Annotated in this window: 19 protein-coding genes; 5 read left to right on the top strand and 14 right to left on the bottom strand. The window is 46.3% G+C overall.

Annotated features, from left to right (window positions below):
* Positions 1 to 8: 8 nt before the first annotated feature.
* Together E5329_RS19725 and E5329_RS19720 are read right to left on the bottom strand one after the other, a co-directional pair.
* Positions 9 to 2,339: a RelA/SpoT family protein gene (locus E5329_RS19725; protein ID WP_135991077.1), complete on the bottom strand. Its 2,331-nt coding sequence runs from the start codon at positions 2,337 to 2,339 to the stop codon at positions 9 to 11.
* Between the two features lie 87 nt (positions 2,340 to 2,426).
* Positions 2,427 to 3,341: a GNAT family N-acetyltransferase gene (locus tag E5329_RS19720; protein WP_135991076.1), complete on the bottom strand. Its 915-nt coding sequence runs from the start codon at positions 3,339 to 3,341 to the stop codon at positions 2,427 to 2,429.
* Positions 3,342 to 3,845: 504 nt separating this feature from the next.
* Here E5329_RS19720 and E5329_RS19715 point away from each other — a divergent pair.
* A complete protein-coding gene (locus tag E5329_RS19715; protein WP_408634679.1) occupies positions 3,846 to 4,751 on the top strand; it encodes a glycosyltransferase in 906 nt (301 codons plus the stop codon).
* A 13-nt stretch (positions 4,752 to 4,764) separates the two neighbouring features.
* Here E5329_RS19715 and E5329_RS19710 read toward each other — a convergent pair whose 3' ends face one another.
* The 3 genes from E5329_RS19710 to E5329_RS30845 are packed head-to-tail and all read right to left on the bottom strand — an operon-like array spanning position 4,765 to position 7,626.
* Positions 4,765 to 5,598: an HAD family hydrolase gene (locus E5329_RS19710; protein ID WP_135991074.1), complete on the bottom strand. Its 834-nt coding sequence runs from the start codon at positions 5,596 to 5,598 to the stop codon at positions 4,765 to 4,767.
* Positions 5,599 to 5,644: 46 nt separating this feature from the next.
* Positions 5,645 to 7,117 (bottom strand): glucose PTS transporter subunit IIA, encoded by a 1,473-nt coding sequence (locus tag E5329_RS19705; RefSeq protein WP_330572262.1) that lies wholly within the window; start codon positions 7,115 to 7,117, stop codon positions 5,645 to 5,647.
* Between the two features lie 38 nt (positions 7,118 to 7,155).
* Positions 7,156 to 7,626, bottom strand: coding sequence for a glucose PTS transporter subunit EIIB (locus E5329_RS30845; RefSeq protein WP_275443499.1), 471 nt, complete (start codon positions 7,624 to 7,626; stop codon positions 7,156 to 7,158).
* A gap of 298 nt (positions 7,627 to 7,924) precedes the next feature.
* Between E5329_RS30845 and E5329_RS19700 the strand changes: the two genes are divergently transcribed.
* From E5329_RS19700 to E5329_RS19685, 4 genes are all read left to right on the top strand, one after another.
* Positions 7,925 to 8,749: an AraC family transcriptional regulator gene (locus E5329_RS19700; protein ID WP_135991073.1), complete on the top strand. Its 825-nt coding sequence runs from the start codon at positions 7,925 to 7,927 to the stop codon at positions 8,747 to 8,749.
* 138 nt (positions 8,750 to 8,887) lie between these two features.
* A complete protein-coding gene (locus E5329_RS19695) occupies positions 8,888 to 9,397 on the top strand; it encodes a hypothetical protein (protein ID WP_135991072.1) in 510 nt (169 codons plus the stop codon).
* Positions 9,398 to 9,442: 45 nt separating this feature from the next.
* Entirely contained in the window at positions 9,443 to 10,039 is a 597-nt protein-coding gene (locus E5329_RS19690) for a hypothetical protein (protein WP_135991071.1), read from the top strand.
* Between the two features lie 216 nt (positions 10,040 to 10,255).
* A complete protein-coding gene (locus tag E5329_RS19685; RefSeq protein ID WP_168356699.1) occupies positions 10,256 to 11,395 on the top strand; it encodes an EpsG family protein in 1,140 nt (379 codons plus the stop codon).
* A gap of 54 nt (positions 11,396 to 11,449) precedes the next feature.
* Here the strand turns inward: E5329_RS19685 and E5329_RS19680 are convergent, their stop codons facing one another.
* The 9 genes from E5329_RS19680 to E5329_RS19640 all read right to left on the bottom strand — a co-directional run bounded on the left by E5329_RS19680 (position 11,450) and on the right by E5329_RS19640 (position 22,096).
* On the bottom strand, positions 11,450 to 12,508 hold the full coding sequence (locus E5329_RS19680; protein WP_135991069.1) for a DUF5692 family protein: 1,059 nt from the start codon (positions 12,506 to 12,508) through the stop codon (positions 11,450 to 11,452).
* A 302-nt stretch (positions 12,509 to 12,810) separates the two neighbouring features.
* Positions 12,811 to 13,191 (bottom strand): desulfoferrodoxin family protein, encoded by a 381-nt coding sequence (locus E5329_RS19675; RefSeq protein WP_135991068.1) that lies wholly within the window; start codon positions 13,189 to 13,191, stop codon positions 12,811 to 12,813.
* A gap of 201 nt (positions 13,192 to 13,392) precedes the next feature.
* Positions 13,393 to 14,274: an aldose 1-epimerase family protein gene (locus tag E5329_RS19670; RefSeq protein ID WP_135991067.1), complete on the bottom strand. Its 882-nt coding sequence runs from the start codon at positions 14,272 to 14,274 to the stop codon at positions 13,393 to 13,395.
* 28 nt (positions 14,275 to 14,302) lie between these two features.
* Positions 14,303 to 15,271: a sugar ABC transporter substrate-binding protein gene (locus E5329_RS19665; protein WP_135991066.1), complete on the bottom strand. Its 969-nt coding sequence runs from the start codon at positions 15,269 to 15,271 to the stop codon at positions 14,303 to 14,305.
* A 12-nt stretch (positions 15,272 to 15,283) separates the two neighbouring features.
* On the bottom strand, positions 15,284 to 17,287 hold the full coding sequence (locus E5329_RS19660; protein WP_135991065.1) for a methyl-accepting chemotaxis protein: 2,004 nt from the start codon (positions 17,285 to 17,287) through the stop codon (positions 15,284 to 15,286).
* 254 nt (positions 17,288 to 17,541) lie between these two features.
* Positions 17,542 to 18,393: a class II fructose-bisphosphate aldolase gene (locus E5329_RS19655; RefSeq protein WP_135991064.1), complete on the bottom strand. Its 852-nt coding sequence runs from the start codon at positions 18,391 to 18,393 to the stop codon at positions 17,542 to 17,544.
* A gap of 19 nt (positions 18,394 to 18,412) precedes the next feature.
* Positions 18,413 to 20,308: a fructose-specific PTS transporter subunit EIIC gene (locus E5329_RS19650; RefSeq protein WP_135991063.1), complete on the bottom strand. Its 1,896-nt coding sequence runs from the start codon at positions 20,306 to 20,308 to the stop codon at positions 18,413 to 18,415.
* A 4-nt stretch (positions 20,309 to 20,312) separates the two neighbouring features.
* On the bottom strand, positions 20,313 to 21,233 hold the full coding sequence (locus E5329_RS19645; RefSeq protein ID WP_135991062.1) for a 1-phosphofructokinase family hexose kinase: 921 nt from the start codon (positions 21,231 to 21,233) through the stop codon (positions 20,313 to 20,315).
* Between the two features lie 122 nt (positions 21,234 to 21,355).
* Positions 21,356 to 22,096 carry a MurR/RpiR family transcriptional regulator gene (locus E5329_RS19640; protein ID WP_135991061.1) on the bottom strand — a complete coding sequence of 247 codons (741 nt, stop codon included), beginning with the start codon at positions 22,094 to 22,096 and terminating at the stop codon, positions 21,356 to 21,358.
* Positions 22,097 to 22,305 lie beyond the last annotated feature (209 nt).

Here is a 22,305-nt window from a genome sequence, read left to right as displayed (position 1 = left end):
ACTCCCTCCTATCCTCTGGTTCTCTCAATATCAATAACGCTTTCCACCTGCCGGATCCTATCAATCAGGCTGGTTAATTCTTCCTTCCCCCTGGTTCCGAATGCAAGTGTAATGGTTGCCACGCCCTGTTTACTGGTGTTGGAATGAATAGAGCTGATATCAATCTGGCGTTCTGTCAGGATCTTGGTAATATCCACGATAAGTCCAGTACGGTTATTTCCGTATATTTTGATTTCTGCCATATACCGGCCGGCTTCCCCTTCACTCTCCTGCCATTCTGCATCCAGCAGGCGGGCCCGTTCAATTTCAGAGAGATTGATTATATTGATGCAGTCTGTCCGGTGAATGGAAATCCCCCTTCCCCTGGTGACAAACCCCACAATCTCATCTCCCGGAACCGGTGCACAGCACCGGGAAAACCGCACTGCCACATCATCAATGCCTTTTACCACAATCCCGCTTCTGGAACGAGTATGAGTATCCTTTTCCTTATTTCCGGAGGAGGCTGCATTTCCCATTCCATCATTGGCCATGCGCTTTAAGATTTCCTCATCTGTGATGGCTGCCTTGTGTTCCTTCTTGTAATACTCCTGCATCTTATTGATGATCTGGCCTTCCTTTAAGCCGCCGTGGCCTACCGCCGCCAGCACGGATTCCCAGTCCCGGAACCCATATTTGCGCATAATCCGTTCCTGATAAGAGGGCTGGTTCAAATCTGCCCAGTTAATGGCCTTGGCCTTGCAGTACTGGACAATCAGCTCCTTTCCTCTGGAAATATTCTCTTCCTTAAATTCACTGCGGAACCACTGATTGATTTTATTCTTGGCCTGGGTGCTCTTGACAATATTCAGCCAGTCCCGGCTGGGACCTCTGGAATTCTGGGAAGTCAATACCTCAATCCGGTCTCCGTTCTGAATAACATAATCAATATTTACCAGCTTCCCGTTTACCTTAGCGCCTATCATCCGATTGCCCACTGCGGAATGAATGCTGTAGGCAAAGTCAATGGGTGTGGAACCGTTGGGAAGATTCTTTACATCTCCAGAAGGGGTAAAGCAGAATACCGCTTCAGAAAACAGATCCAAATCACTTTTTAACAGACTCATAAATTCCCGGTTGTCAGACATATCCTTCTGCCATTCCAGAATCTGACGCAGCCAGCTTAGCTTCTCCTCTTCCTGGCTTTTTTCCGCCACTTTGCTGCCGTTAGAAGCCTCTTTATATTTCCAATGGGCCGCAATTCCGAATTCCGCCGTCCGGTGCATCTCAAAGGTACGGATTTGAATTTCAAAGGGCTGTCCGGTGGGTCCGATTAACGTGGTGTGCAAAGACTGGTACATATTGGGCTTTGGCATGGCAATGTAATCCTTAAACCGCCCAGGAATAGGCTTATACATCTCATGAATCACTCCAAGAGCCGCATAGCAGTCCTTGACGGAATCCACAATAATACGGATGGCAAACAGGTCATAAATCTGATCCAGAGTTTTATCCTGATTTACCATCTTCTTATAAATGCTGAAAAAATGCTTTGCCCGGCCGTCAATGGACGCTTCAATCCCCGCACCCCTGATATGTTCCTTCACTTCTTCCACCAGCTTAAAAATATACTCTTCTCTTACGCTTTTGCGAAGGGCAATCTTCTCCACCAGATCATAATAAGCATCCGGCTCTAAATATTTCAAAGACAAATCATCCAATTCTATTTTAATTCTGGAAATTCCCAGACGCTGGGCAATGGGGGCATAGATATCCATCGTCTCCCTTGCCTTTTCCTTCTGCTTCTCCGGCTTCATATATTTCAGGGTCCGCATATTGTGCAGGCGATCCGCCAGTTTAATCAGAATCACCCTGATATCCTTGGCCATAGCCAGAAACATTTTACGGAGATTCTCTGCCTGTACTTCCACTTTATCCGCATCATAGGACAACTGACCCAACTTGGTGACGCCATCTACCAAAAGCGCAACTTCCTCGCTGAATTCCTGAGAAATCTCTTCCTCGGTCATCACTGTATCTTCCACTACATCATGGAGAATTCCTGCAACAATCGTCTCTTTATCCAACTCCAGTTCGGCAAGAATAATAGCAACGCAAAGGGGATGAATGATATACGCCTCACCTGATTTGCGCACCTGTCCCGTATGTGCCTTATCTGCAATCTTATATGCTTTTTCAATCAACGAAATATCTGTAGAGGGGTGATACCGCCTCACACTTGCAATCAGCTCATCATACAGACTTTGGGGACTTACAAATTCTTTGGTAGCCTTAATATGTTCATCCACTATAACCGCTTCCTTCTGCTCACTTAATTGAATCATCTTCCTATCTTCCATATGCATTTCTCCATCCCGCAGCTCTCTTCTTCCATAAATTCATTCCCATTCATAATTTTGCATGAACTATATTATAAATAATTTTTCCTAAAATTGCAACGATTTCATGTACCTTTGCATGTTCTTTCCCTGAATTTTTAACTCCTCCTGCCAGTTAAATCCAAGCTTTTCGGCCAGATGGACGGATATGCCGTTTCCTTTTTCTATCAGACAGTGAATCTCTTCAAACTCCGTTCCTTCTCTGGCAAACTGGAGAATTCCCTCGCATAACTCCGTGGCAAATCCCCGGTTCTGAAATTCTTTTCCAATAAGATAGCCCAGTTCCAGCACGAGCTTTCCATGAATTTCCCTGAGATTCAGCCCTGCCCTGCCTATCATTCTCCCTGTGGCCCGCTCAATTGCAATCCACATGCCGAATCCATAAAAAGGATACATATTCCGAATATACGCTCTGGTATATTCTTCCTCTTTTTTCCGATCTTCATACAGGCCTTCGATAAAATCTGTCATTCCCTCCCCCTGATACAATTCATACAACCCATCCAAATCCTCCACGGTCATCTCCCGCAGGAAGCACCGCTTTGTTTCTATTACAGTCCACGGCAATCCATGCTCCCGCTGATACATCCGTTCCAGAAAATAAAAATCCACCTCTTCAAAGCCTTCAATTACCATAATCGCCCCATCCAGCTTCTGTCCCAGCAGCCTGGGATTTACATAGCCCACTGCGGCAATCTTCCTTCCCTCTCTGAGGGATAATGTCTGATCTGTTGCTCCAATCATCAGGCATTCCTCCGGTTTCAACTGGTGCAGCTCCAATACCATACGCAGTTTTTCGGGAGAATCAGCCTGAAACATATCCAGATTAATAATCTGCACGCCATACCGATAAATACCGTCCAACAGCTCTGTCAACCCATCTTCCATCACAAAACGCTCCGGATCTTCAGGCTTCGCCACATTCATCTCCTTCAAAGACAGAATCAATCCCTGTAACGCCATTGCAAACCCTCATTTCCGCAATAAAATGTATCTTTTACTATACCACATTTTAAAATAATTGACAAATCTAACCAGAATTTTTCAAAAAAACGGTTGCGCCTTTCATTTCCTGTGAACTATAATTTACAAATAAAAAACTTTTACGAACGCATTCTGTTTGGACGCCTGCGGCAGTCCTAAGGAACTGTCCAGAAATACTTTTTAATGCCCTGAGAAAGGATAGATCACATGAAAGCAACCCGAATTATTTTTATTAGAGGCGCTGTGGAGACACTGGAATTTTTCTCTCTGCAGATGGCAGAGGCTCTCCAGGCACAGGGATTCAAAACATGGTTCTGGGATATGAAAGCCCCTTTAAGCAGCAGAGAACATTTTCTGGAATTGAATGATTACGAACATACTGTTCTTGTCACATTTAATTTTATCGGATTATCGGGAGAATCCCAGTTTCACTCGGAAAACACTTCCCTCTGGGAGGAGCATGGCGTTCCTGTCTTCTGCATTATGGTGGATCATCCCATGTATTATTACAAAAGACTCCGGACGGGTATAAAAAACCTGACACTGATTTGCATTGACAGGGATCATCAGTCCTTCGTCAGCCAGTATTATCCCGAATACGGCAAAGTGCATTTTCTGCCATTGGCCGGCACGATGCTCCCCGGGGCTCCTCTTCCTATGAAAGATCGGAACATTGATGTGATTTTTGCCGGAAATTATGTGCCCCCAGACCGCCTGACGCCCCATATTCAGCATATGGACGAAGAAAGCCGTGATTTTTACTTTGATATTATCGAAGAACTGATCCGCCATCCAGACCGTCCGATGGAACAGGAATTAATCGCCCGCCTGACTGGTGAATTTCCGCAAATTACAAGAGAAGAAACTCTTTCCTGTCTTCACAGCATGATCTTTATTGATTTATATGTGCGTTCCTGGTTCCGCCGAGAAATCATCTGCAGTCTGGCAGAAGCGGGCATTCCGGTTACCGTCATTGGAAAAGACTGGGAAAAGGCTGGCTGCAAACGCCAGGAAAACCTGATTCTCACAGGCCAGAAAGATTCCCTTGCCTGTTTGAAAGCCATGGGGCAGGCAAAAATCTCTGTCAATGTAATGCCTTGGTTTAAAAATGGCGCCCATGACCGAATTTTCAACGGGATGCTGCAGGGATGCACTGTGGTAACAGATTCCTCTGCCTATCTGGATGAAATCATTTGCAGCAAAACAGATTATATCGCATTCCATCTGGACCGTTATCAGGAAATCAGCCGGAAGGTGAGCTATCTCCTGGAACATCCCGGCGAAACGGAATGCATTGCAGCAGCCGGATACAAGAAAGCCGCCCAATCCCATACCTGGGCAAACCGGGCGCTGACTTTGCTGGATATTATCAGCAGGGACTCACAATGAGCCCCTGCTGTATTTACAGTAATCCCATTCTCTGAAATTCGTAGTAAATCCCGTCCTCCTGCACACTCCTGCAAATTACATCCGCCATTTCTTTGATTTCTCTGCAGGCATTTCCCATTGCAACGCTTACGCCGGCATGGGACATCATCTCATAATCGTTCATACTGTCTCCAAAAGCCACGGTATCCTGTATCCCCATCCCATAATGCCGGCACACCAGCTTCATTCCGCTGCTTTTATCTGTGCCTTTGGGAATAATCTCCCCGTTCAGGCAGTTTCCCCCCTCCCGGTAAGGATGCACAGCAAATACAAACCTGTCCTGCAAATATTTCCTGCTGTTATCAATGGCTTGGGGGGTTGTGCTGGTAAAGCATATTTTATATGCGCCTTTTTTCGGATATTTTGCATAGGGAAGAATGGGGATTCCCAGTTCAATTTCCTTCTGCATGCGGATCAGCTCTGAATTGGTTTCCTCCGGCCTGGCCTGCCTTAATAGGGTTTCCATCTGGGGATCGGTATAAATTCCCTCAGGGCTTTCAATCCTGCAAAACATTCCCTGGCTATGGAATATGTCAAGGCACTCCTGGATGGTTTTCTCGGGAAGTATGCGGTCAAACAGCACCTCTCCCTCCACTTCCACATGGCTTCCGGCACTGGCAATTACCCCGTCAAATCCAATCTCCAGAATCTCTTTTCCAATAATGGGCATATTCCTTCCGGTGCACAGCAGCACCTTATGCCCTTGTTTCCTTGCCCTTTGCACCGCTTCTGCAGCAAGAGGGGAGGGCTGCGACATAGCCGCAACCAGAGTCCCATCAATATCTAAAAAAATCAATTTCCTGTTCATGCCTGTTCCTCTGTTTTCAAAAAACTTTCCATACAGAACGTTCCATTTACCCTTTCAAGCTGCGGACAATTGCCACCCTTGTTTCCGGAGACGCCTTTCCTGAACTCACAGGCTCCAGCTTCTTTTCCTCCGGTAAATCGGTAAAAATCATTGGAATCACTGTATCATAGCCTGCTTTTTCAATCTGCTCTTTCTCAAATTCTATCATAAGCTGGCCTTTTTTTACAACATCTCCGTCTTTTACACGTGCAGTGAAAAATTTCCCCTGCAGATTCACGGTATCCACTCCGATATGTATCAGTATTTCCGTGCCGAAGCTGCTGGCAAAACAAACCGCATGCTTTGTATCAAACACACTGATTATCGTGCCGTCTGCCGGCGCATAAACTTTCCCTTCTGATGGGATAATTGCGGCGCCGTCTCCCAGAACCTTATTGGCAAAGGTATCGTCCTTCACTTCTTCCATAGGAATCAGTTCCCCTTTTGCATATCCGAAAAAGACTTCTTCTTCCGGCACTTCTAACTCTTCCTGGCGGCCGAAATCTTCCTCACGCCCATTTTCTTCTGTCCTGCCGCTGTCTGGCTCCACGGCAGCCGCAGCGGCTGCAGGCATTTCCTCCGGAGCTTTTTCCATAAATCTGCCCAGCGCCAGAGTCATTACAAATCCGCCTGTAATGGCAATTCCATGGGCGATCACATAATTCAGATATCCGTGATTGGAAGGGTCAGCCAGAGCAATTCCCGGAACCACGGTAGTTCCGAACCCAATAGCTGCAAGATCTGTGAGATACACAACAATTCCGCCTAATGCGCCGCCGATACAGCCGCCGATAATCGGGAAGCGGTATCTTAAGTTAATTCCGAACAATGCCGGCTCCGTAATCCCAAAAAGGACAGAAATAAAGCTGGGAATGCAAAGCTCTCTTGTTTTTACATTTTTCCGATGCATCAAAAGGTAGCCAAGCACGGCTCCGCCCTGGGCAATAATTGCCACAGACATTAAGGGATTGATAAAGTTCCGTCCGGTATCCGCCAGAAGCTGCGCTTCAATTGCGCCGAAAATGTGGTGCAGTCCGGTAATTACCACCAACTGCTGCAATCCGGAGAATACCGCATAACCAAACACGCCCAGATTCTGGGTCATCCATACCAGCCCGTTGGTAATTCCGGAGGAAAGTCCCCGGCCCACAGGCCCAATTACTGTAAACAACAGCAGCGCGCCCACTAAGGTTGTCAAAAGAGGAGAGAGCAGCAGCCGTATCACTTCCGGAACCTTCTTTTCAAAAAAAAGATCCAGCTTCGCTGTCACAAATCCCATCAGCAACGCCACAATAATTCCGCCCTGAAAACCAACCAGATCTACTCCCATGCCAAAAATATGGAGTGTTGTAACCTCAACCGTGCCCTGAGCCGCGGAATAGGCGTTGGCTAAACTGTCGCTTAACATGATGCAGCCTATTACGATTCCAAGTATGGGCCTTCCGCCGAACCGCTTACATGCACTGTAGGCAACTGCCAGCGGAAGAAAACCGAAAATTGCACCAGAGGAAATATTAATCAGTCTGTTAATTCCATATAAAGTGTCATTTGCACCACAAAATCCAGATTCCCCAAAACCCCTGACAAGCCGGTCAGCAGCGCTGCCGCAAGGATTCCTGGCATGATATCCACAAAAACATCTGACAGAGCTTTCACGATTCTCTGCAGGGGATTCATTTTTTTGTTTGCCTCGGTTTTCAGGTCGCTAAGACTCATATTCTTCATATGATTGTGCTCCGCAAATACTTGGTACACATCATTTACCAGGCCCGCTCCGAAGATAATCTGCACCTGATCCCCTGCCACAAACACGCCTTTGGCGAGATCCACATCTTCGATAGCCTTTAAATCTGCCAAATCATTGTCCTTTAACACAATCCTGAGACGGGTGGCACAATGGGCAACTCCCTGAATATTATCCTTTCCGCCCACTAATCTTGTCAGTTCTATGGAGATATTTTCATATCTCTGCCGCTTATTCGCATCCATTCCATGCGCCTCCTTATAATTTAATTGTCGAAAGAAGCATCTTTTTGATTCCTCTGCGGCCGCAGTATAAAAGATTTTCCAGTTCTTCTCCCTGCCTCTTGTACTTATCATTATAACCGAATATAATAAAAAATATATGGAGATATGTGACATCGATATTGATGATTATGACCATCTTTCCCTCCAGAGCGTAGTTGAAAAACACTAAAGCTCCTCAAAAACATTTTTATTCAGACAGGAACCAAAATCCAGGATTGCACGCCTTACCAAAACAACATCATACAGGAGGAAACTTTTTATGCAGAACTATAACTTTTCCAACGATTTTTCCAGAAACATTGACGCCATGATCTACACCTGCGGTTATGAAAACTGCTCCCCCGGCCACAGCTACGGCCCTATTATGCGCAATGGGTATCTGATTCACTATATACTGAAAGGCTCCGGCGTCTACAAGGCCAGAGGGCAGATATTCCGTCTGAAGGAAGGAGACGCCTTTCTGATCTGCCCCGGCGAACTGATTTACTATGAAGCTGACAGCAAAACTCCCTGGAGCTATGCCTGGATCGGCATGCAGGGCATTAAAGTGAAAGGCTACCTGGAGCGGACAATCTTTCCAAAAGAGCTGGTGCTCCACTACGGGAGGGATGAGCAGCTTAGGCTCTGCCATGAAAAAATGTCCAAAGCCGACCAATTCCCTCAGAACAAGGATTTAATCATGAACAGCATCCTGTACGAGTACCTGTTTCTTCTGGCCAGCAAATTTCCTGGCGATGGCCATTCCAGCCAGGAGAAAAAATCCGATTATGTAGAAGAAGCCCTGAATTATATCGAAAGCCGCTACTGCGATCCCATCACCATTCAAGATATCGCCGACCATCTGAACATCAACCGCTCCTACCTGCACCGGCTGTTCAAATCAGTGACCGGCCTTTCTATTCAAAGCTATCTTCTGGATTACCGGATCCGGCAAGCCTGTATCCTGTTAACAACCACCGATCTGTCTATCCGGGTGATCGCCCATTCTGTCAGTTATGCAGACCCCTTATATTTTTCCAGACTTTTCCATCAGAAAAAAGGCCTCAGCCCCAGTGAATACCGCTTTGAATTTTCTCAAATATAGGAACAACTTCCTATATTGTCGAAAAATAATAGAATTTGTCGATTAATTTTTCTTGAATTTTGACCAATTCCAACTTATAATGAGAAAAATTAACAAATTTTTACAAATACTTTTTTCACAAAGGAGGAATTGAAACTTATGAGTAAAAACAAGAAAAGGGCGCTGATTATCATTGCCGTGATTCTGCTGATTCTGATTACCATTGCCGTCTGCTATTTTCTTTTTACCAAAAAAGACGCCAACGATCTGCAATACGACGACAATGCCACTGCCGGTATTCTGCCGGGGGTTGATGTGGATGAGAGAAGAAAAGAACTGCAGAACCTCTTAGACCGCAGCATGATCGCATTCTCTATCAACACCTCTCCCGTATTCTTAAACGGAACGGCGGAGGGAAACCTGCTCATTGAAAATCCGGGAAATAATGCCAAATTGCTGAAAGTCAGCATTATTGTAGATAACACAGAGGAAGAAGTCTACGCTTCCAAGTTCCTGAAGCCTGGAACTTACATTGAAAACGTCAAGCTGGACAAGGTTCTGGAGAAAGGAACCTACAGCGCCACTGCTTATTTCAAGGCTTATGAAGAGGAAAGCGGCGAATATATCGGCCAGACCGGAGCGCAGATTACCATTACGGTACAAAATTAACCTGCTGTATTCATACTGTGACGGATGCGCTACGGAGGTATACTTATGAAGAAAAAAAATATGTTTTTACAGCTTGCATTAACAGCAGCATTGCTTGTTTCCACATTTTCCACAACTGCCTATGCTTCAGATGTGACGTCAACCAGGGATATCCCGGTAGGCGGTTCCGGACAGGTGGAGATGGTAGGCACCATTGAACCCACGATTCTTACGGTTACCATGCCCACCTTTGTTCCTTTTAACATCAGCAACAGCCTGTCCACCCAGAACAAGGTTATTTCTCCAAGAATCAATGTGAAAAATAACTCCAATGTTCCGGTTCAGGTAGATGTAGCATACACCAGCGTGGACATCAGCAAATTGAAGAACACAACCTGGAGCAATACCGGAGCTGTCACTGCCAACCAGATCGCAATTGGACTGAAGCAGGAAGAAACGCCGGGTGAAATGCCCAAAGACCTGTCAAACGCCAGATGGCTGGAAGCCAACAAACAGCAGGATATGAATGTATTGATCCTGAATTCCAACCAGGAAGGCGCGCTGTATGTAGTAGGAACTCTGGGACAAGATGTCTCCGAAAGCGCTACCTTCAATGTTACTCCCACCTTTGTGGTTAGAAAAACATCCGGCACCGCAAACTAAACCCGGAGTCCTTTCTCAGGATTCCCCATAAACGCAGCAAAATAACACAAAAGATTAACGAATCATGCATCTGTCACAGTATTTTACCTTATAGAAACCTTTCTGGTTCCATTAAGGAGTGAATATAGATCACGCAGCCGCCTTCGAATGCTACGAAAGCGGCTGCACTGTCACGATAAGAATTATCCTCCCATACACAAAGAAAGGAGTTCTACTATGGCTGTCTATTACGTTACCATTTCCCTTCTCACAGGGCTGGGATATTTCACTGCCGGTAAAAAAGAAAACCAAAAGCATACCGTCTGCTACCTGGCCCTTGCTTTTGTCCTGTTTTCCTTTCTGGCTTCCTTTCGGTACGCCATCGGCTTCGACTATTTTTCCTACCAGAACATTTATCATCTGGTCATCCCCTGGTCCTTTCAGGATATTTTCCTGTACCACAAAAGCGAGCCCTTTTACTATTTGATTTGCAAACTGTTTTCTCTGACTGGCTGCCCGTTCCCTGTCTTCCTTACGTTTGTCAATCTTTTCCTGATGGCTGCCGCCATACGATTTATTTCCCGGGATTCGAAAATCCCCTGGGTCAGCGTTTACCTCTATCTCACCCTGCAGTTTCTGGCCTATAATATGAACTTAATCCGCCAGTCCATTGCCGCCGCCTTTTTTATGCTGGCGTACCCTTACCTGAAACACAGAAAGCTGCTGCCCTATACGGTTCTCACTGTTCTGGGCGGACTGTTCCACAACTCCCTGTGGTTTGTCTGGCCCCTGTATTTTGTCCTGCCCCGAAAGCACAGCAGGAAATGCCTGGGGCTCCTGCTTGCGGCTGCCTGCCTGTGTTATTACTTTTTTGATCCGTTGTTCAGCCTCCTGGCCCCGGTTCTTCCAGCAAGATATGCGAGATACCAGGGCGGCTATTTCTGGAACGCCAATGGCTTTGAATATGTATTGCTTCCAGCCGCTTACTTACTTTTGATCTGTTTGTTCCGAAACCGCATTGCAGACCCGCAGCAGCGGGCCATTTATGTAAACAGCGCCTTTTACCAGTTTATCATCAACCTGTTTATCACAAAGCATTTTATCCTGGAACGGTTCGCAGTCTATCCCTTTGTATTTTCTCTGCTGGCAATCCCGGAAATTATTGACTCTTACCGGCAGGAACACTATTGTCCTGAAGCGGAAGACGCCGGATCTTCCCATAAAAAAACAGGAACCCAGACTTTGACTTACCGCCGCATCCTGTTCCTGTTTCTGTCGTTTGGTATGGCCTGGTTCTTATTTTCCGCCGCCGAAGGCTTTCATCGGGTCTACCCTTATGTCAGCTTATTAGATAAAAGCATTTCCCTGCCGGATTAACTGTCCGGCAGGGATAAATTCTTTTCGCCCGCCAGGCGCAAACGCTTTACTGCTTTACTGCTTTTCTGCCCTTGCCATGGCAATCTGGAAATCCTTCTGATCCGTAAAGATCTCTTCTTTATACGGATTTTTCTTCTGCTCAACCGCACGTTTGATAATAGCGGTAAGGCAGATAACATTGGCTCCTAACGCCAGCAGCGCAATGATTCCCTGGGCTCTGGGATCTGCATAAGACGGCTGGGCAGCATTTGTTAGAGCCATTCCGTCCGCATATCCCGGCCCATACAGGGACGGAAGCACCGAAAATCTTCCGCTGACTTGGAATAAGGGAAATACCTGTGCAAACATGCACCAGGTAGCCAGCGTATTGGCGCGGTTCTGAATCCATCCGCCCTTGTTCCAGAACTTGTTTGCAAAGGTAGGCGCCAAAAGCAGCGCAAACCCGCAGTACCAGGAATGGGTAGGAAGGTTCAGATATGTATACTCGAAATTCCAGATATCATAAGCGATGATAAAACACCATGTCATATCCGGCCACAGCATGTCGTCTTTCTTTTTAGAGGTATAGATTCCCCACCAGCCGGTCATACAGAAAATATTGATAATTCCTGCAATGCCATTCACCCAGTTCCACCAGCCGCCGTACCGCCATACGCCTTCACTGGAAAACCAGTATCTGGAGCCGGTTTCTGCCAAAGCCTGGGCACCCTTAATGGCAGATTCAAAGTCAGAGCCTACTGCAATTAAAATATTGATTGCCACAATTACAAAGGGAAATGCCTTAAACCACTGAGTTTTGCCGACGCCCCATTTATATTTAAGCATCATAAACCCTACACAGCCTGCGGCTGCTGCATACAGCTTGGCGTAATGAAACCAACCGCCCATATACAGATGCGTCTGGTTATTCACCGCCCATTCTGCCCCAGAGGCAGCTCCCACTGCAATGGCAATGAAATAAACGGTTAAAACTGCCGGCAGCGCCAGGAAAAAGAAAATCCCTCCTGCCTTTGAACGGCGGGCAATTTCATTACAGAGAATCAGCCCGGCAAATACCATCACCCAGCCAAGAAGCTGGTACATGGCATTTTCCCCATAAATCTGAAATAACATATCATATCTCCTCCTTAAATCGTGAAAAATTCCAACTGGTTCTACCAGTTATTTTATAAAATTTTAACACTTTCTTTATACTTTTTCAAGTTTATTAATAAATAGCCTGGATTTACATCTGCAGCTGCCTTAGACGCACCAAAACACAAGCCAGCGCAGAAAAGGGGCTGGCGGGAAATGACAAATTTCCCACAATATATCTTGTGATTCTTTCAATGTCACAACCATATATTGTGTATCAATTGCATTTCCCAACAGCCCCTTTTGCATCATCCTTCAAAGGGTTATAGTAAACGGCAAATTTATTTGTTGTTTACTGTAATTTCTGCTTTCCACAACCCATGAAGATTACAGTATTCATAAGCAGCCACCGGCTTCTCTCCGGCAGAAAGATGAAATTCCGCTTCCGGCTTCTCTCCGGCAGAAAGCTTCCTCAGCATTCCGCCTTGGTCTGTCTCCAGATAAATCCACATAATATAATGCTCTTCCAGCATAGGATGCTCCAGTTCTCCCACCTTTACCGAAATAATGTCTCCCTTTTTCTCCACCACCGGCACATGTTTTTCTCCAGAAGCGTCTGTGGTATTGGCTTTCAATTCCTGAAAAACCTTTGCACTGTCATGTTCTCCTGTAACAATCTCCATTGCCAGGCTGCCGCATTCCCTGCATTTAAAAAAATTCATATCTTCTTTTCTCCTTTTCTCTTCCTGATTACCAGAATCTTATTACTATAACGGCAGTTAAATGTCGGCGAATTTAGGCAAGTAAAAACGTCGATATTTAACCGCCGGAGTAATATTATCTCCTATTTGCAAATTTTCATTCTCCGTCTGCCAGACCAAAAACAGGAATCAGGGCTGCAGCCTGAATTTCTATTTCCCGTTTTACTGTTCTACGGTGATTTGATAAGAGCGCTCAAACACGCCTCCCGGCACAAGCATATTGCCCCATTCCCGATTCCTCAAGTTTCCCTGAAAGGCTTCCCTGTCACATCTTCCATACCAGGGTTCAATGCATACAAAAGGCGCATGTTTCTTCTCCGGCGACCAGATTCCTACCAACGGAGTCTGAAAACTCACGGTAAGATAGGGCTCATTATCCGGATTTAACAGTGAAACCTTTTGTACCTGATAATCCTCCATAATGTACACGCCTTCGTCAAAAACTCCCTCTTCCAGCACCCTTCTGCCCTGAGGAAGAGTCAGGACGTTCTTATAGCTGCGCATCAGCCCTGTCTCCAAATCAATTCTGGAAAACAACACTTCTTCCTGATCCATCCAAATGCTGTATTCACTCTGGGATTCTCCTTCCTTCAGCGGACACAGAAACCCCGGATGGCCTCCTATGGAAAAATACATCTCCCTTTCCCGCTCCAGATTGATAACCTTCCAAGTGACAGTAACGGTATCTTCCTTCAGGCGGTATCCGATTTCCAGCCGGAAATCAAAGGGATAGTTCTCCTTTGTCACGGGAGTTGCATCCAGCCCGAATGTGATTTCCTCTCTGCTCTCCGAAATACAGGCAAATTCCATATCTCTCGCAAATCCATGCTGAGACATGGGGTATTCTTTATTGTCATACACATATCTGTCATTGATTAATCTCCCCACTACGGGAAAAAGAACCGGAGAACGGCGTCCCCAATACCGGGAATCTCCCTGCCAGAGATATTCCTGTCCCGTTTTGTTGTTTTTCAGGGATACCATCTCCGCACCCAGATTTGAAAACTGTACTGTCAGTTTTTCATTCTTCAATTCATACACCATAGCTATTACACTCCTTTAATTTATGATTTTACTGATATTTTTCCACATTTGCGCTGTCTACTTTTTCAAAAGGAACCCAGACGCACTTGCCGTCCTCAGAAATTCCCTCCATCTCTTTAGCGGAACCGCCCGAACCCAGGGCAACTGCCGCTTTCACCGCAGCTTCTCCCTGACCGGTGGCCGACTGATAGACCGTAAATGCCATATCCCCTGCAATAATTGCCGCACATCCGTCTGCTGTGGCGTCAATTCCCAGAATCACCGGATCTGAAATTCCATTCTTCCTGCAGGAATCAATGACTCCCAGAGCCATGGCGTCGTTATTGCATACTGCCACATCAAATGCTTTTCCTGTGCTGAGGAACACATCAAAATACTTCTCTGCCTTCTCCTGCTCCCAATCCGCATGATCCTGAAATACATAATTAATTTTCTTTCCAGAACTGTTCAACGTATTTTTCAGCTGACCTGTTCTTCCCTCTGTGGCGGAATGGCTGGAAGGCCCTGTTAAAATCGCCACATTAATCTCATCTTTTCCCGACATGCTGTCCAGAATATATTCTGCCTGATACTCTCCGGCAACTCCCTCATCGGAACCCACATACATATACTTGTCCGCTTCCAGATAGGAATCATCCGGACAGCTGTTAAAAAATATAATCGGAACGTCCCCTGCAATGGCTTCCAGTTCCAGTGTGGTATCTGTATCCACCGGGGAGCACATAATCACCTGATACCCTTCCTCCACGGCCTGCTTAATCTGCGCCACCTGTATCTCAATGGAGTCCTCTGCCTCATGCACCTCAAGAGTCGCCCCCATTTCCTCCGCTGTCTCCTTGGCGCTGTTTACCAGCACGGTACGGAAGGTATCTGCCGAAGACAGGGACAGATAAATTCTCACATTGTCCCCGCCAGCGGAAGAACTGCCCCCTCCGGCGCACCCGCAGAGACAAACTGCCATCCATATTGCCAGCATTACGCCTGTTGTCCTTTTCATCCCAACCCCTCCTTAAATCCGGAATAGTTTTACCTGTTCTGCCAGTTCTTCTGACGAGGCTGTCAGGCTCTTTGATTCTTCCGCCACATGGGCGCTGTTTTCTGCGATTCCCTTAGCCTGCTCCAGCATATTTTCTGAGGTAGCCAGAATCTCGTCAGAGCTTGCCGCCTGTTGTTCTGAGATGGCTGCCACATTGGTCGCAACCTCGTCTACCTGATTAATTTTACTTACCATATGCTCTATCATTTCGCTAGTTTCCCGTATATTTACAAAAATCTTCTCAAAGGTATCTATGGCTGTATGAATCATCTCGCTGCTTTGGTTAATATCTTTGGCACTTTCACCGGTCTGGCGCACTGCATCCTTCACAAGCTCATTAACCTGCTCAATTAATTTAGAAATGTGTTCTACGGAGTCTGCGCTGTTATTTGCCAGGATTCCGATTTCAGAAGCCACAACTGCAAATCCCCGTCCTGCTTCTCCGGCCCTTGCCGCCTCAATGGAAGCATTCAGTGACAGAAGGTTTGTCTCTTCTGCAATATTTCCAATTAACTGGACAATCTCCACAATTTCACCAGAGGCTGTTCCCACTTTGCCGACGGCCGATTCCAGCTCACGGATGGAAAACATAATATTTTCCAAGGCTTTCCCCACCTGCTCCATATCTCTTTGGCCTTTTTGGGACGCCTCCACAGTCTCCCGCATTTTATGCTCCACATTACCGCTGTCTGCCTTGGTATCTGCCACAACTCCTGCCAGCTTCGTTGCATTCTCTGCAATCTCGTATACAGAAAGGGAAAGCTGATCCACCGTTGAATTCAATTCTCCCATAGATTCCGATTGAATAGAAGCCGCAGACTGCATCTGCCTGGACATATTATCGCTGGTATCTGCCTGTGCTCCCAGCTTACCGGAAATGTCTCCCATGGAAGCAATCATTTTCTTCATGGAACGAATAAACCGCTCTACGCTGCGGCTCATCACTGCAATTTCATCCTTTCCTTTACTGGTAACCTCTACGGTAAAATCTCCGTCTGTCATGGCAGTGATCACCTGAGTTAATTTCTTCACCGGATTGATGACAATATGCGTCACCCGCTCAATGACTGCGCAGAGAATCAGAATGGAAACCACGCTGATAAGAATCATAATGGTGCGAAGTCTTACCAAATCTGACATAACAATCTGCCTGGGAACATAGGAAATCAGAATCCAGTCCGTTCCGGCCACTTTTTCAAAAACCGTCATATTCCCGTCCAAAACACAGAAATCATAATCCTGTGCGGCAATTTTCTCTCCCACCTGCTTCTGGAAGGCGTCGCTGCCGCTTTCGCCGATTCTGGTGGAAATCAAGGCATTGTCACGATTGGCCAGAATGGTTCCGTCCCTGCCGTCCACCAGAAATGATTCCGCATTCTTCATCTCCATAAAACCGTTTACAATAATGGAAATCCGATCCAGCGTCATATCTGCGGAAATCACTCTTGTGCTTCCTGAGCCATCATCTAATATTCCGGAAGCGCTGATTACATTTTCTCCCTGGGAATTAACATAGGCGGAGCCTACTGCCATATTCACTCTGGTAAGCCCTTCCTGATACCAGACGCTGTGAACCGGGTCCGGCTCCTTGAGGGAGGACTCTGCCGCCTGAAACACTTTTCCTGTTTCATCCCCGATATACAGTCCCCGGGGATAATTGGAATTATAATTGTAGTAGGTATCCAGTATGGTCTGTAGCTGTTCTTCGTCCGGCCTTATGCTTTCCACTGCTGCTTTCACTGCCTGAAAAGTCTCAATATTCTCATTCAGCCATCCTTCGATATGGGAGGACTGGTTCCCTACCGAGGATTCCAGAAGACTTCTGGAATAATTCTCAATCATCCCTGCCGATGTGTTGTAAGCAATCAGCACCATTGCCACCATCAATAGGACTACAAGGGGCACAATAATTGCCAAAAGCTTAGCTTTGATGGAGATGATTCCATGTTTTCCCCTCTTTGGTTCTCTCTTTTCCATGAACACCCTTCCCTTTCCTGACACAGTTTACAGGACTGTACTTCATTTCTTTCTATTTTAGTACGTTTCGGCAAATTATACAAGAAAAGTTTCAAAAATCGGTTCTTTTTTTACAAAATTGGAGATATGCCTGTGGTCTATCATACTTTAAACAAAAAAATTACAGGATAGGGCGCCAGCCTGGCAGCCGGAACCTTGTATCCTGCAATTTTTCTCTTGAACTTTATTCACTTAACTTTTTATGGGCATGTTCCTTATGCTTTTCCAACGCTGCCGCAGACTTCTATTTTACTCATAACGTATTCTTTTACCTTTTCTCTTCCGCAGGCATTGTATTTCTTTGGATCTATGGTGTCCGGATTTGCGCTGAGCACTTCTTTTACGCCGTTGGAAAATGCAATCCGCAGGTCGGTTGCGTAGTTAACCTTACAGATGCCCCGGCGGATACACTCTTTCACTGCTTCATCCGGCACTCCCGAAGTGCCGTGAAGCACAAGAGGAATGGATACCGCCTGACGGATTTCGCTTAAGCGCTCCACATCCAGCTTAGGCATTCCTTTGTATACGCCGTGGGCGGTTCCGATGGCAACTGCCAGAGAATCAATGCCGGTGGCTGCTGCGAATTCTACCGCTTCAGACGGCACCGTATATCCGCCGCCTTCTCCGCCATCTAAGTCATCCTCTTTGCCGCCCACTTTTCCAAGCTCCGCTTCCACCGGAATATGGGATGGACGGCAGGCGTCAACCACCGCTTTGGTCACAGCAATATTCTGTTCAAAGCTGTCGTGGGAGCCGTCAATCATAATGGAGGTGTAACCCGTCCGCAGGGCGCGCATTGCCAGTTCAAAGCTGCTTCCATGATCCAAATGCATCACCACAGGCACGCTTGTATGCTCTGCCGCCGCCTTTACATTTGCGTAAAAATAAGAGAGGTCAGCATATTTCACCGTAGAAGGCGTTGTCTGCAGAATCACCGGCGAACGCAGCTCCTTGGCTGCATCCACTGCTGCCTGAACCATTTCCATATTTTCCACATTAAATGCACCAATTGCATATCCGCCTTTCTGTGCGTCTAACATCAATTGTTTCGTTGTTACCAATGCCATGACAATTCCCTCCTAACGCTTATTTGTTTTCCAGCAGACGAACAATTTCTTCCCTGGATGCTGCATTCATCAAACTGTCTGTAAATTCTTCATGCATCAGCTTTCCAGACAGCTCTGCCAGTGTTTTCAGATGCAGATCCCCGCCGTTTTCGTTGGTTGCAATCATAAATATCAGATGTGCCAATTCTCCGTCCTCTGAGGCAAAATCAAATCCTTCTTTGGAAACGCCCACTGCCACTCTGGGGATTTTTACTGCGCTTGTTTTCGCATGAGGAATCGCAATTCCCATGCCCATTCCTGTCGTGGACAAGGCTTCCCTTTCATAAATTGCTTTCTTAAAGGTTTCTTTATCAGCAAGCGTTCCTCCTTGTTCAAGCAGGGTCGCCATTTCTTCAATTACTTCGTCTTTCGTTTTGCCTTTTACCTGCAGCGTCACTGTATCTGCATGGTACAGGCTCTGTGCCGGTTTTACTTCTGTCCGGCTTGCATTCCCTGCGCTTGCGCCGGAATTTGCCGTTGAAACTGCGGGAGCCACTGCCGCTTCCACTACTTTCGGCGTTACCAGCACATACAGGACTGCTCCGATTGCAGAACCTACCAAAATGCATCCAACCCACAGAAGGGGCTTGTTCACCAATCCAAGAATCAGGAATCCGCCGTGAGGCGCAGGCACTTCAATTTCCATCATATAGGATAACACTGCGGAAACAGAAGAACCAATCATCAGAATCGGAATTACTTTTAACGGATTTTTTGCCGCAAACGGAATTGCGCCTTCGGTAATATGAGTGCAGCCAAGCACATAGTTAATCAGTCCTGCAGCTCTGTCGTCTTTGGTAAAACGGTTTTTGCAGAAGGTTGCCGCCAGAGCAATAATCAGCGGCGGGGTAATGCAGGCTGCGGAAACGCCTGCCATAAACAAGTAATTTCCCTGACCTAACAGCATGGTTCCTGTCACATAAGCCGCCTTGTTTACCGGACCTCCCATATCAAACGCCGACATACATCCCACTACGACGCCTAACAGCAGTGGATTGGAGTTTTGAAGGTTGGCCAGAAAATCCATCATCATGTTATTAAGAGCCGAGCAGGGATTTCCCAGCAATACCATCACCGTCCCAGTGACGCCTACAGATATAATGGGTATCATAAAAATCGACTTCAGCCCTTCTAACTGCCTGGGCAGCCTGCTGAACATTTTTACTAGCCAAAGCACGAAATAACCTGCCAGAAATCCTCCGATAATGCCGCCGATAAAGCCGGAACCTGTCTCAGAGGCAATCATGCCTGCCACCAGTCCTGCCAGCATACCAGGCCTGCCAGAAATGGACTGGGCGATAAACGCCGTCAGTACCGGAACCATCAGACCCATGGAATATCCGCCAATGGATTTAATCAGCGCCGCAATTTCATTGTACTGGCTGGACTCCGGATCAAAGGAATAAATTCCCCATAAGAATGAAATGGCAGTCAGCACGCCGCCGGCAACCACCAGGGGCAGCATATGGGACACGCCGTTCATCAGATGCTTGTAAATCTGACGGCCGATGGACAATTCCTCTTCTGGAGCTGCCTGCGCCGCCTTACCGCTTCCCTGTCTGACGTGAACATTTCCGTCAAGACATCTCTGAATCAGCTCTTTTGCCTTGCTGATGCCGTCTGCAACCGGAACTTCCAGAACTGGTTTTCCATTAAAACGCTCCAAATCCACATTTTTATCGCAGGCTACAATAATTGCGTCTGCTTCCTGAATATCTTTTGCCGTCAGGGCATTTTCTACTCCAATCGCTCCGTTGGTCTCAACCTTAATCTCGCACCCAAGCTCTGCAGCGGCTTTTTTCAGCGCCTCTTCTGCCATAAACGTATGTGCAATTCCGGTCGGACATCCGGTAATGCCTAATATCTTCTTTGCCATGCTTCTATCTCACCTTTCTGACCTGAATATTTTTCCTGTATGCTTCTACTTTTTTTAAATCCCCGATTGCATCGCTTTCTGCTACATTCGCTCCGGTAGCTGCTGATTTCTTCAACGCCTCTTCCACCTGCCTGGGATGATACAGCCACTCGCTCATAAATGCGGCAAGGGCGGAATCTCCCGCACATGCGGAGCTGCGCAGTTCTACCGGCTGTGCGCCTGCATAATAGACCGCTTTCCCGTCGGAGAAATAAGAACCTCGCTCCCCAAGGGTCAATAATATATTCTGTGCGCCTTTTTCATGCAAAATATCCATGATTTCCTCGATATTTTCTTCCCCCTGAACTGTAATTCCGAAAATATCTTTCAGTTCCTCGTCATTGGGCTTAATCAAATACGGGCGGTACACCAGAAGCTCCTTTAATTTGGGGGCGCTGATATCCAGGATCACCTTCACATTTTTTTCCCTGCAAATAGACAGAACCTCATCGTAATACTCTGTTCCCACGCCTTTGGGCAGGCTGCCGCTGATGGATAAATATTCCATATCCTCAAGCCCCCGAAGCAGCTCTGTCATTTCTTTCTGATTTTCTTTGGTCACCAGGGAACCCTCGTTGACAAATTTGAATTCCTGAGTGCCGTCGTTTAAGAAAATATTGATTCTTGTCGTATCCTCCACCATAACCGGCAGCACTTCAATGCCCTTTTTTCTGGATTCGCTCACAATATAATCTCCTGAAAACCCTCCGAAAAAACCAAGGATTTTAGACTCCACCCCAAAATGCTTTAATACAAAGCTTACATTCAGCCCTTTTCCGTTTGGAGTATACACCGTATCAAAGGTACGGTTCACTGCCCCCGGAACGATTCCCCGGGTCGAAACATTCATGTCGATTGCCGGGTTTGTTGTTAATGTATACAGCATTTTTAACCTCCTCCTGTTTTGATGGCTTCATTCTACAATAAAAAAGGATGAAAATCTTTTCCAAAATTGAAAACGGTTTTCATCCTTTTCCTAATATATAATATAATTAATAATTCAATCTTTTATTCATAAGAGGTAAGATAGTCAATAATCAGCCGCGCCATAATCTGAAGCGGCACCCGAGAAGACACTTCAAATTCCTTGATTGCCTTGTGACTGTGGTGATATCCCACAAGACTGCAGGCCGACAATTCCAGCAGCGGAGACTGGGCGTTGCAGCAGCAGGTAAGAACTTTGGCTCCGCAGAGATTGGCGTTCTTCGCCGATTCAATCAATTCCGGCGTCATTCCATTCAGGGAAAAATTAAATACCACCTCATCTCCCTTTAAACGCCTGGTTTTATTTCTCATAATATTGGGGTCCCGCACCGAAACTGCATTAAAATCCAATAGCTGCAGCTTCAGTGTAAATTCCTCTGCCACATACTCTGTCAGCCCCCGTCCGAAAACAAAGATTCTGCTTGCTTCCTTAAGATATTGAATAATCTCCAGAATTCCCGAAACGGAAATCTGCTCAATCACCCGCTGAGCTTCAATCAAGGATTTGTTCATTACTTCCCCCATATTCTGGATATCCTTTTCTTCCGCCTTCACCGTCAGCCGGTACCGCAGTTCATTAAATCCGTTCAGCCCGCATTTTCGTATTGCCCGAGAAACAGTGGACGGAGAAGAAAATGTGTCAAAGGCAATTTCAACAATAGACAATTCCGGCATTCTCTCTTCATTATCGTTGATAAACCGGACAATCTCCAGCTCTGTTTTTGATAAACCTTCTGTAATTTCTTTATTCAGCTCAATTAGCATCGGCATCCTCCATTCCCGCTGCACCCCATATGCCCCGTTTTTTTATATTTTACAATAAATCGGCACATAATTCCATGGCAGATAGAAATTCTCCGATATTTTTTATAAAGAAAACACTTTAACACTTCATAGTAACACAGTCTTTCATATTAAGATAAAAAAGTGTCTTCGACACTTCAGCCCCCTAGCCCCCATTCATGGGGGAATTA

Origin of the sequence: Petralouisia muris (assembly GCF_004793545.1) — a bacterium.
Taxonomy (GTDB): Bacteria; Bacillota; Clostridia; order Lachnospirales; family Lachnospiraceae; genus Petralouisia; species Petralouisia muris.
The sequence above is the reverse complement of the archived record's forward strand: the minus strand, read 5'-3'. Positions and strand labels throughout refer to the sequence as shown.

Bases quoted from the DNA above. Each gene is read 5' to 3' on its own strand.
- E5329_RS19725 (WP_135991077.1), bottom strand. From the start codon at position 2,339: ATGGAAGATAGGAAGATGATTCAATTAAGTGAGCAGAAGGAAGCGGTT.
- E5329_RS19720 (WP_135991076.1), bottom strand. From the start codon at position 3,341: ATGGCGTTACAGGGATTGATTCTGTCTTTGAAGGAGATGAATGTGGCG.
- E5329_RS19715 (WP_408634679.1), top strand. From the start codon at position 3,846: ATGGTGGATCATCCCATGTATTATTACAAAAGACTCCGGACGGGTATA.
- E5329_RS19710 (WP_135991074.1), bottom strand. From the start codon at position 5,598: ATGAACAGGAAATTGATTTTTTTAGATATTGATGGGACTCTGGTTGCG.
- E5329_RS30845 (WP_275443499.1), bottom strand. From the start codon at position 7,626: ATGGATGCGAATAAGCGGCAGAGATATGAAAATATCTCCATAGAACTG.
- E5329_RS19700 (WP_135991073.1), top strand. From the start codon at position 7,925: ATGCAGAACTATAACTTTTCCAACGATTTTTCCAGAAACATTGACGCC.
- E5329_RS19695 (WP_135991072.1), top strand. From the start codon at position 8,888: ATGAGTAAAAACAAGAAAAGGGCGCTGATTATCATTGCCGTGATTCTG.
- E5329_RS19690 (WP_135991071.1), top strand. From the start codon at position 9,443: ATGAAGAAAAAAAATATGTTTTTACAGCTTGCATTAACAGCAGCATTG.
- E5329_RS19685 (WP_168356699.1), top strand. From the start codon at position 10,256: ATGGCTGTCTATTACGTTACCATTTCCCTTCTCACAGGGCTGGGATAT.
- E5329_RS19680 (WP_135991069.1), bottom strand. From the start codon at position 12,508: ATGTTATTTCAGATTTATGGGGAAAATGCCATGTACCAGCTTCTTGGC.
- E5329_RS19675 (WP_135991068.1), bottom strand. From the start codon at position 13,191: ATGAATTTTTTTAAATGCAGGGAATGCGGCAGCCTGGCAATGGAGATT.
- E5329_RS19670 (WP_135991067.1), bottom strand. From the start codon at position 14,274: ATGGTGTATGAATTGAAGAATGAAAAACTGACAGTACAGTTTTCAAAT.
- E5329_RS19665 (WP_135991066.1), bottom strand. From the start codon at position 15,271: ATGAAAAGGACAACAGGCGTAATGCTGGCAATATGGATGGCAGTTTGT.
- E5329_RS19660 (WP_135991065.1), bottom strand. From the start codon at position 17,287: ATGGAAAAGAGAGAACCAAAGAGGGGAAAACATGGAATCATCTCCATC.
- E5329_RS19655 (WP_135991064.1), bottom strand. From the start codon at position 18,393: ATGGCATTGGTAACAACGAAACAATTGATGTTAGACGCACAGAAAGGC.
- E5329_RS19650 (WP_135991063.1), bottom strand. From the start codon at position 20,308: ATGGCAAAGAAGATATTAGGCATTACCGGATGTCCGACCGGAATTGCA.
- E5329_RS19645 (WP_135991062.1), bottom strand. From the start codon at position 21,233: ATGCTGTATACATTAACAACAAACCCGGCAATCGACATGAATGTTTCG.
- E5329_RS19640 (WP_135991061.1), bottom strand. From the start codon at position 22,096: ATGCTAATTGAGCTGAATAAAGAAATTACAGAAGGTTTATCAAAAACA.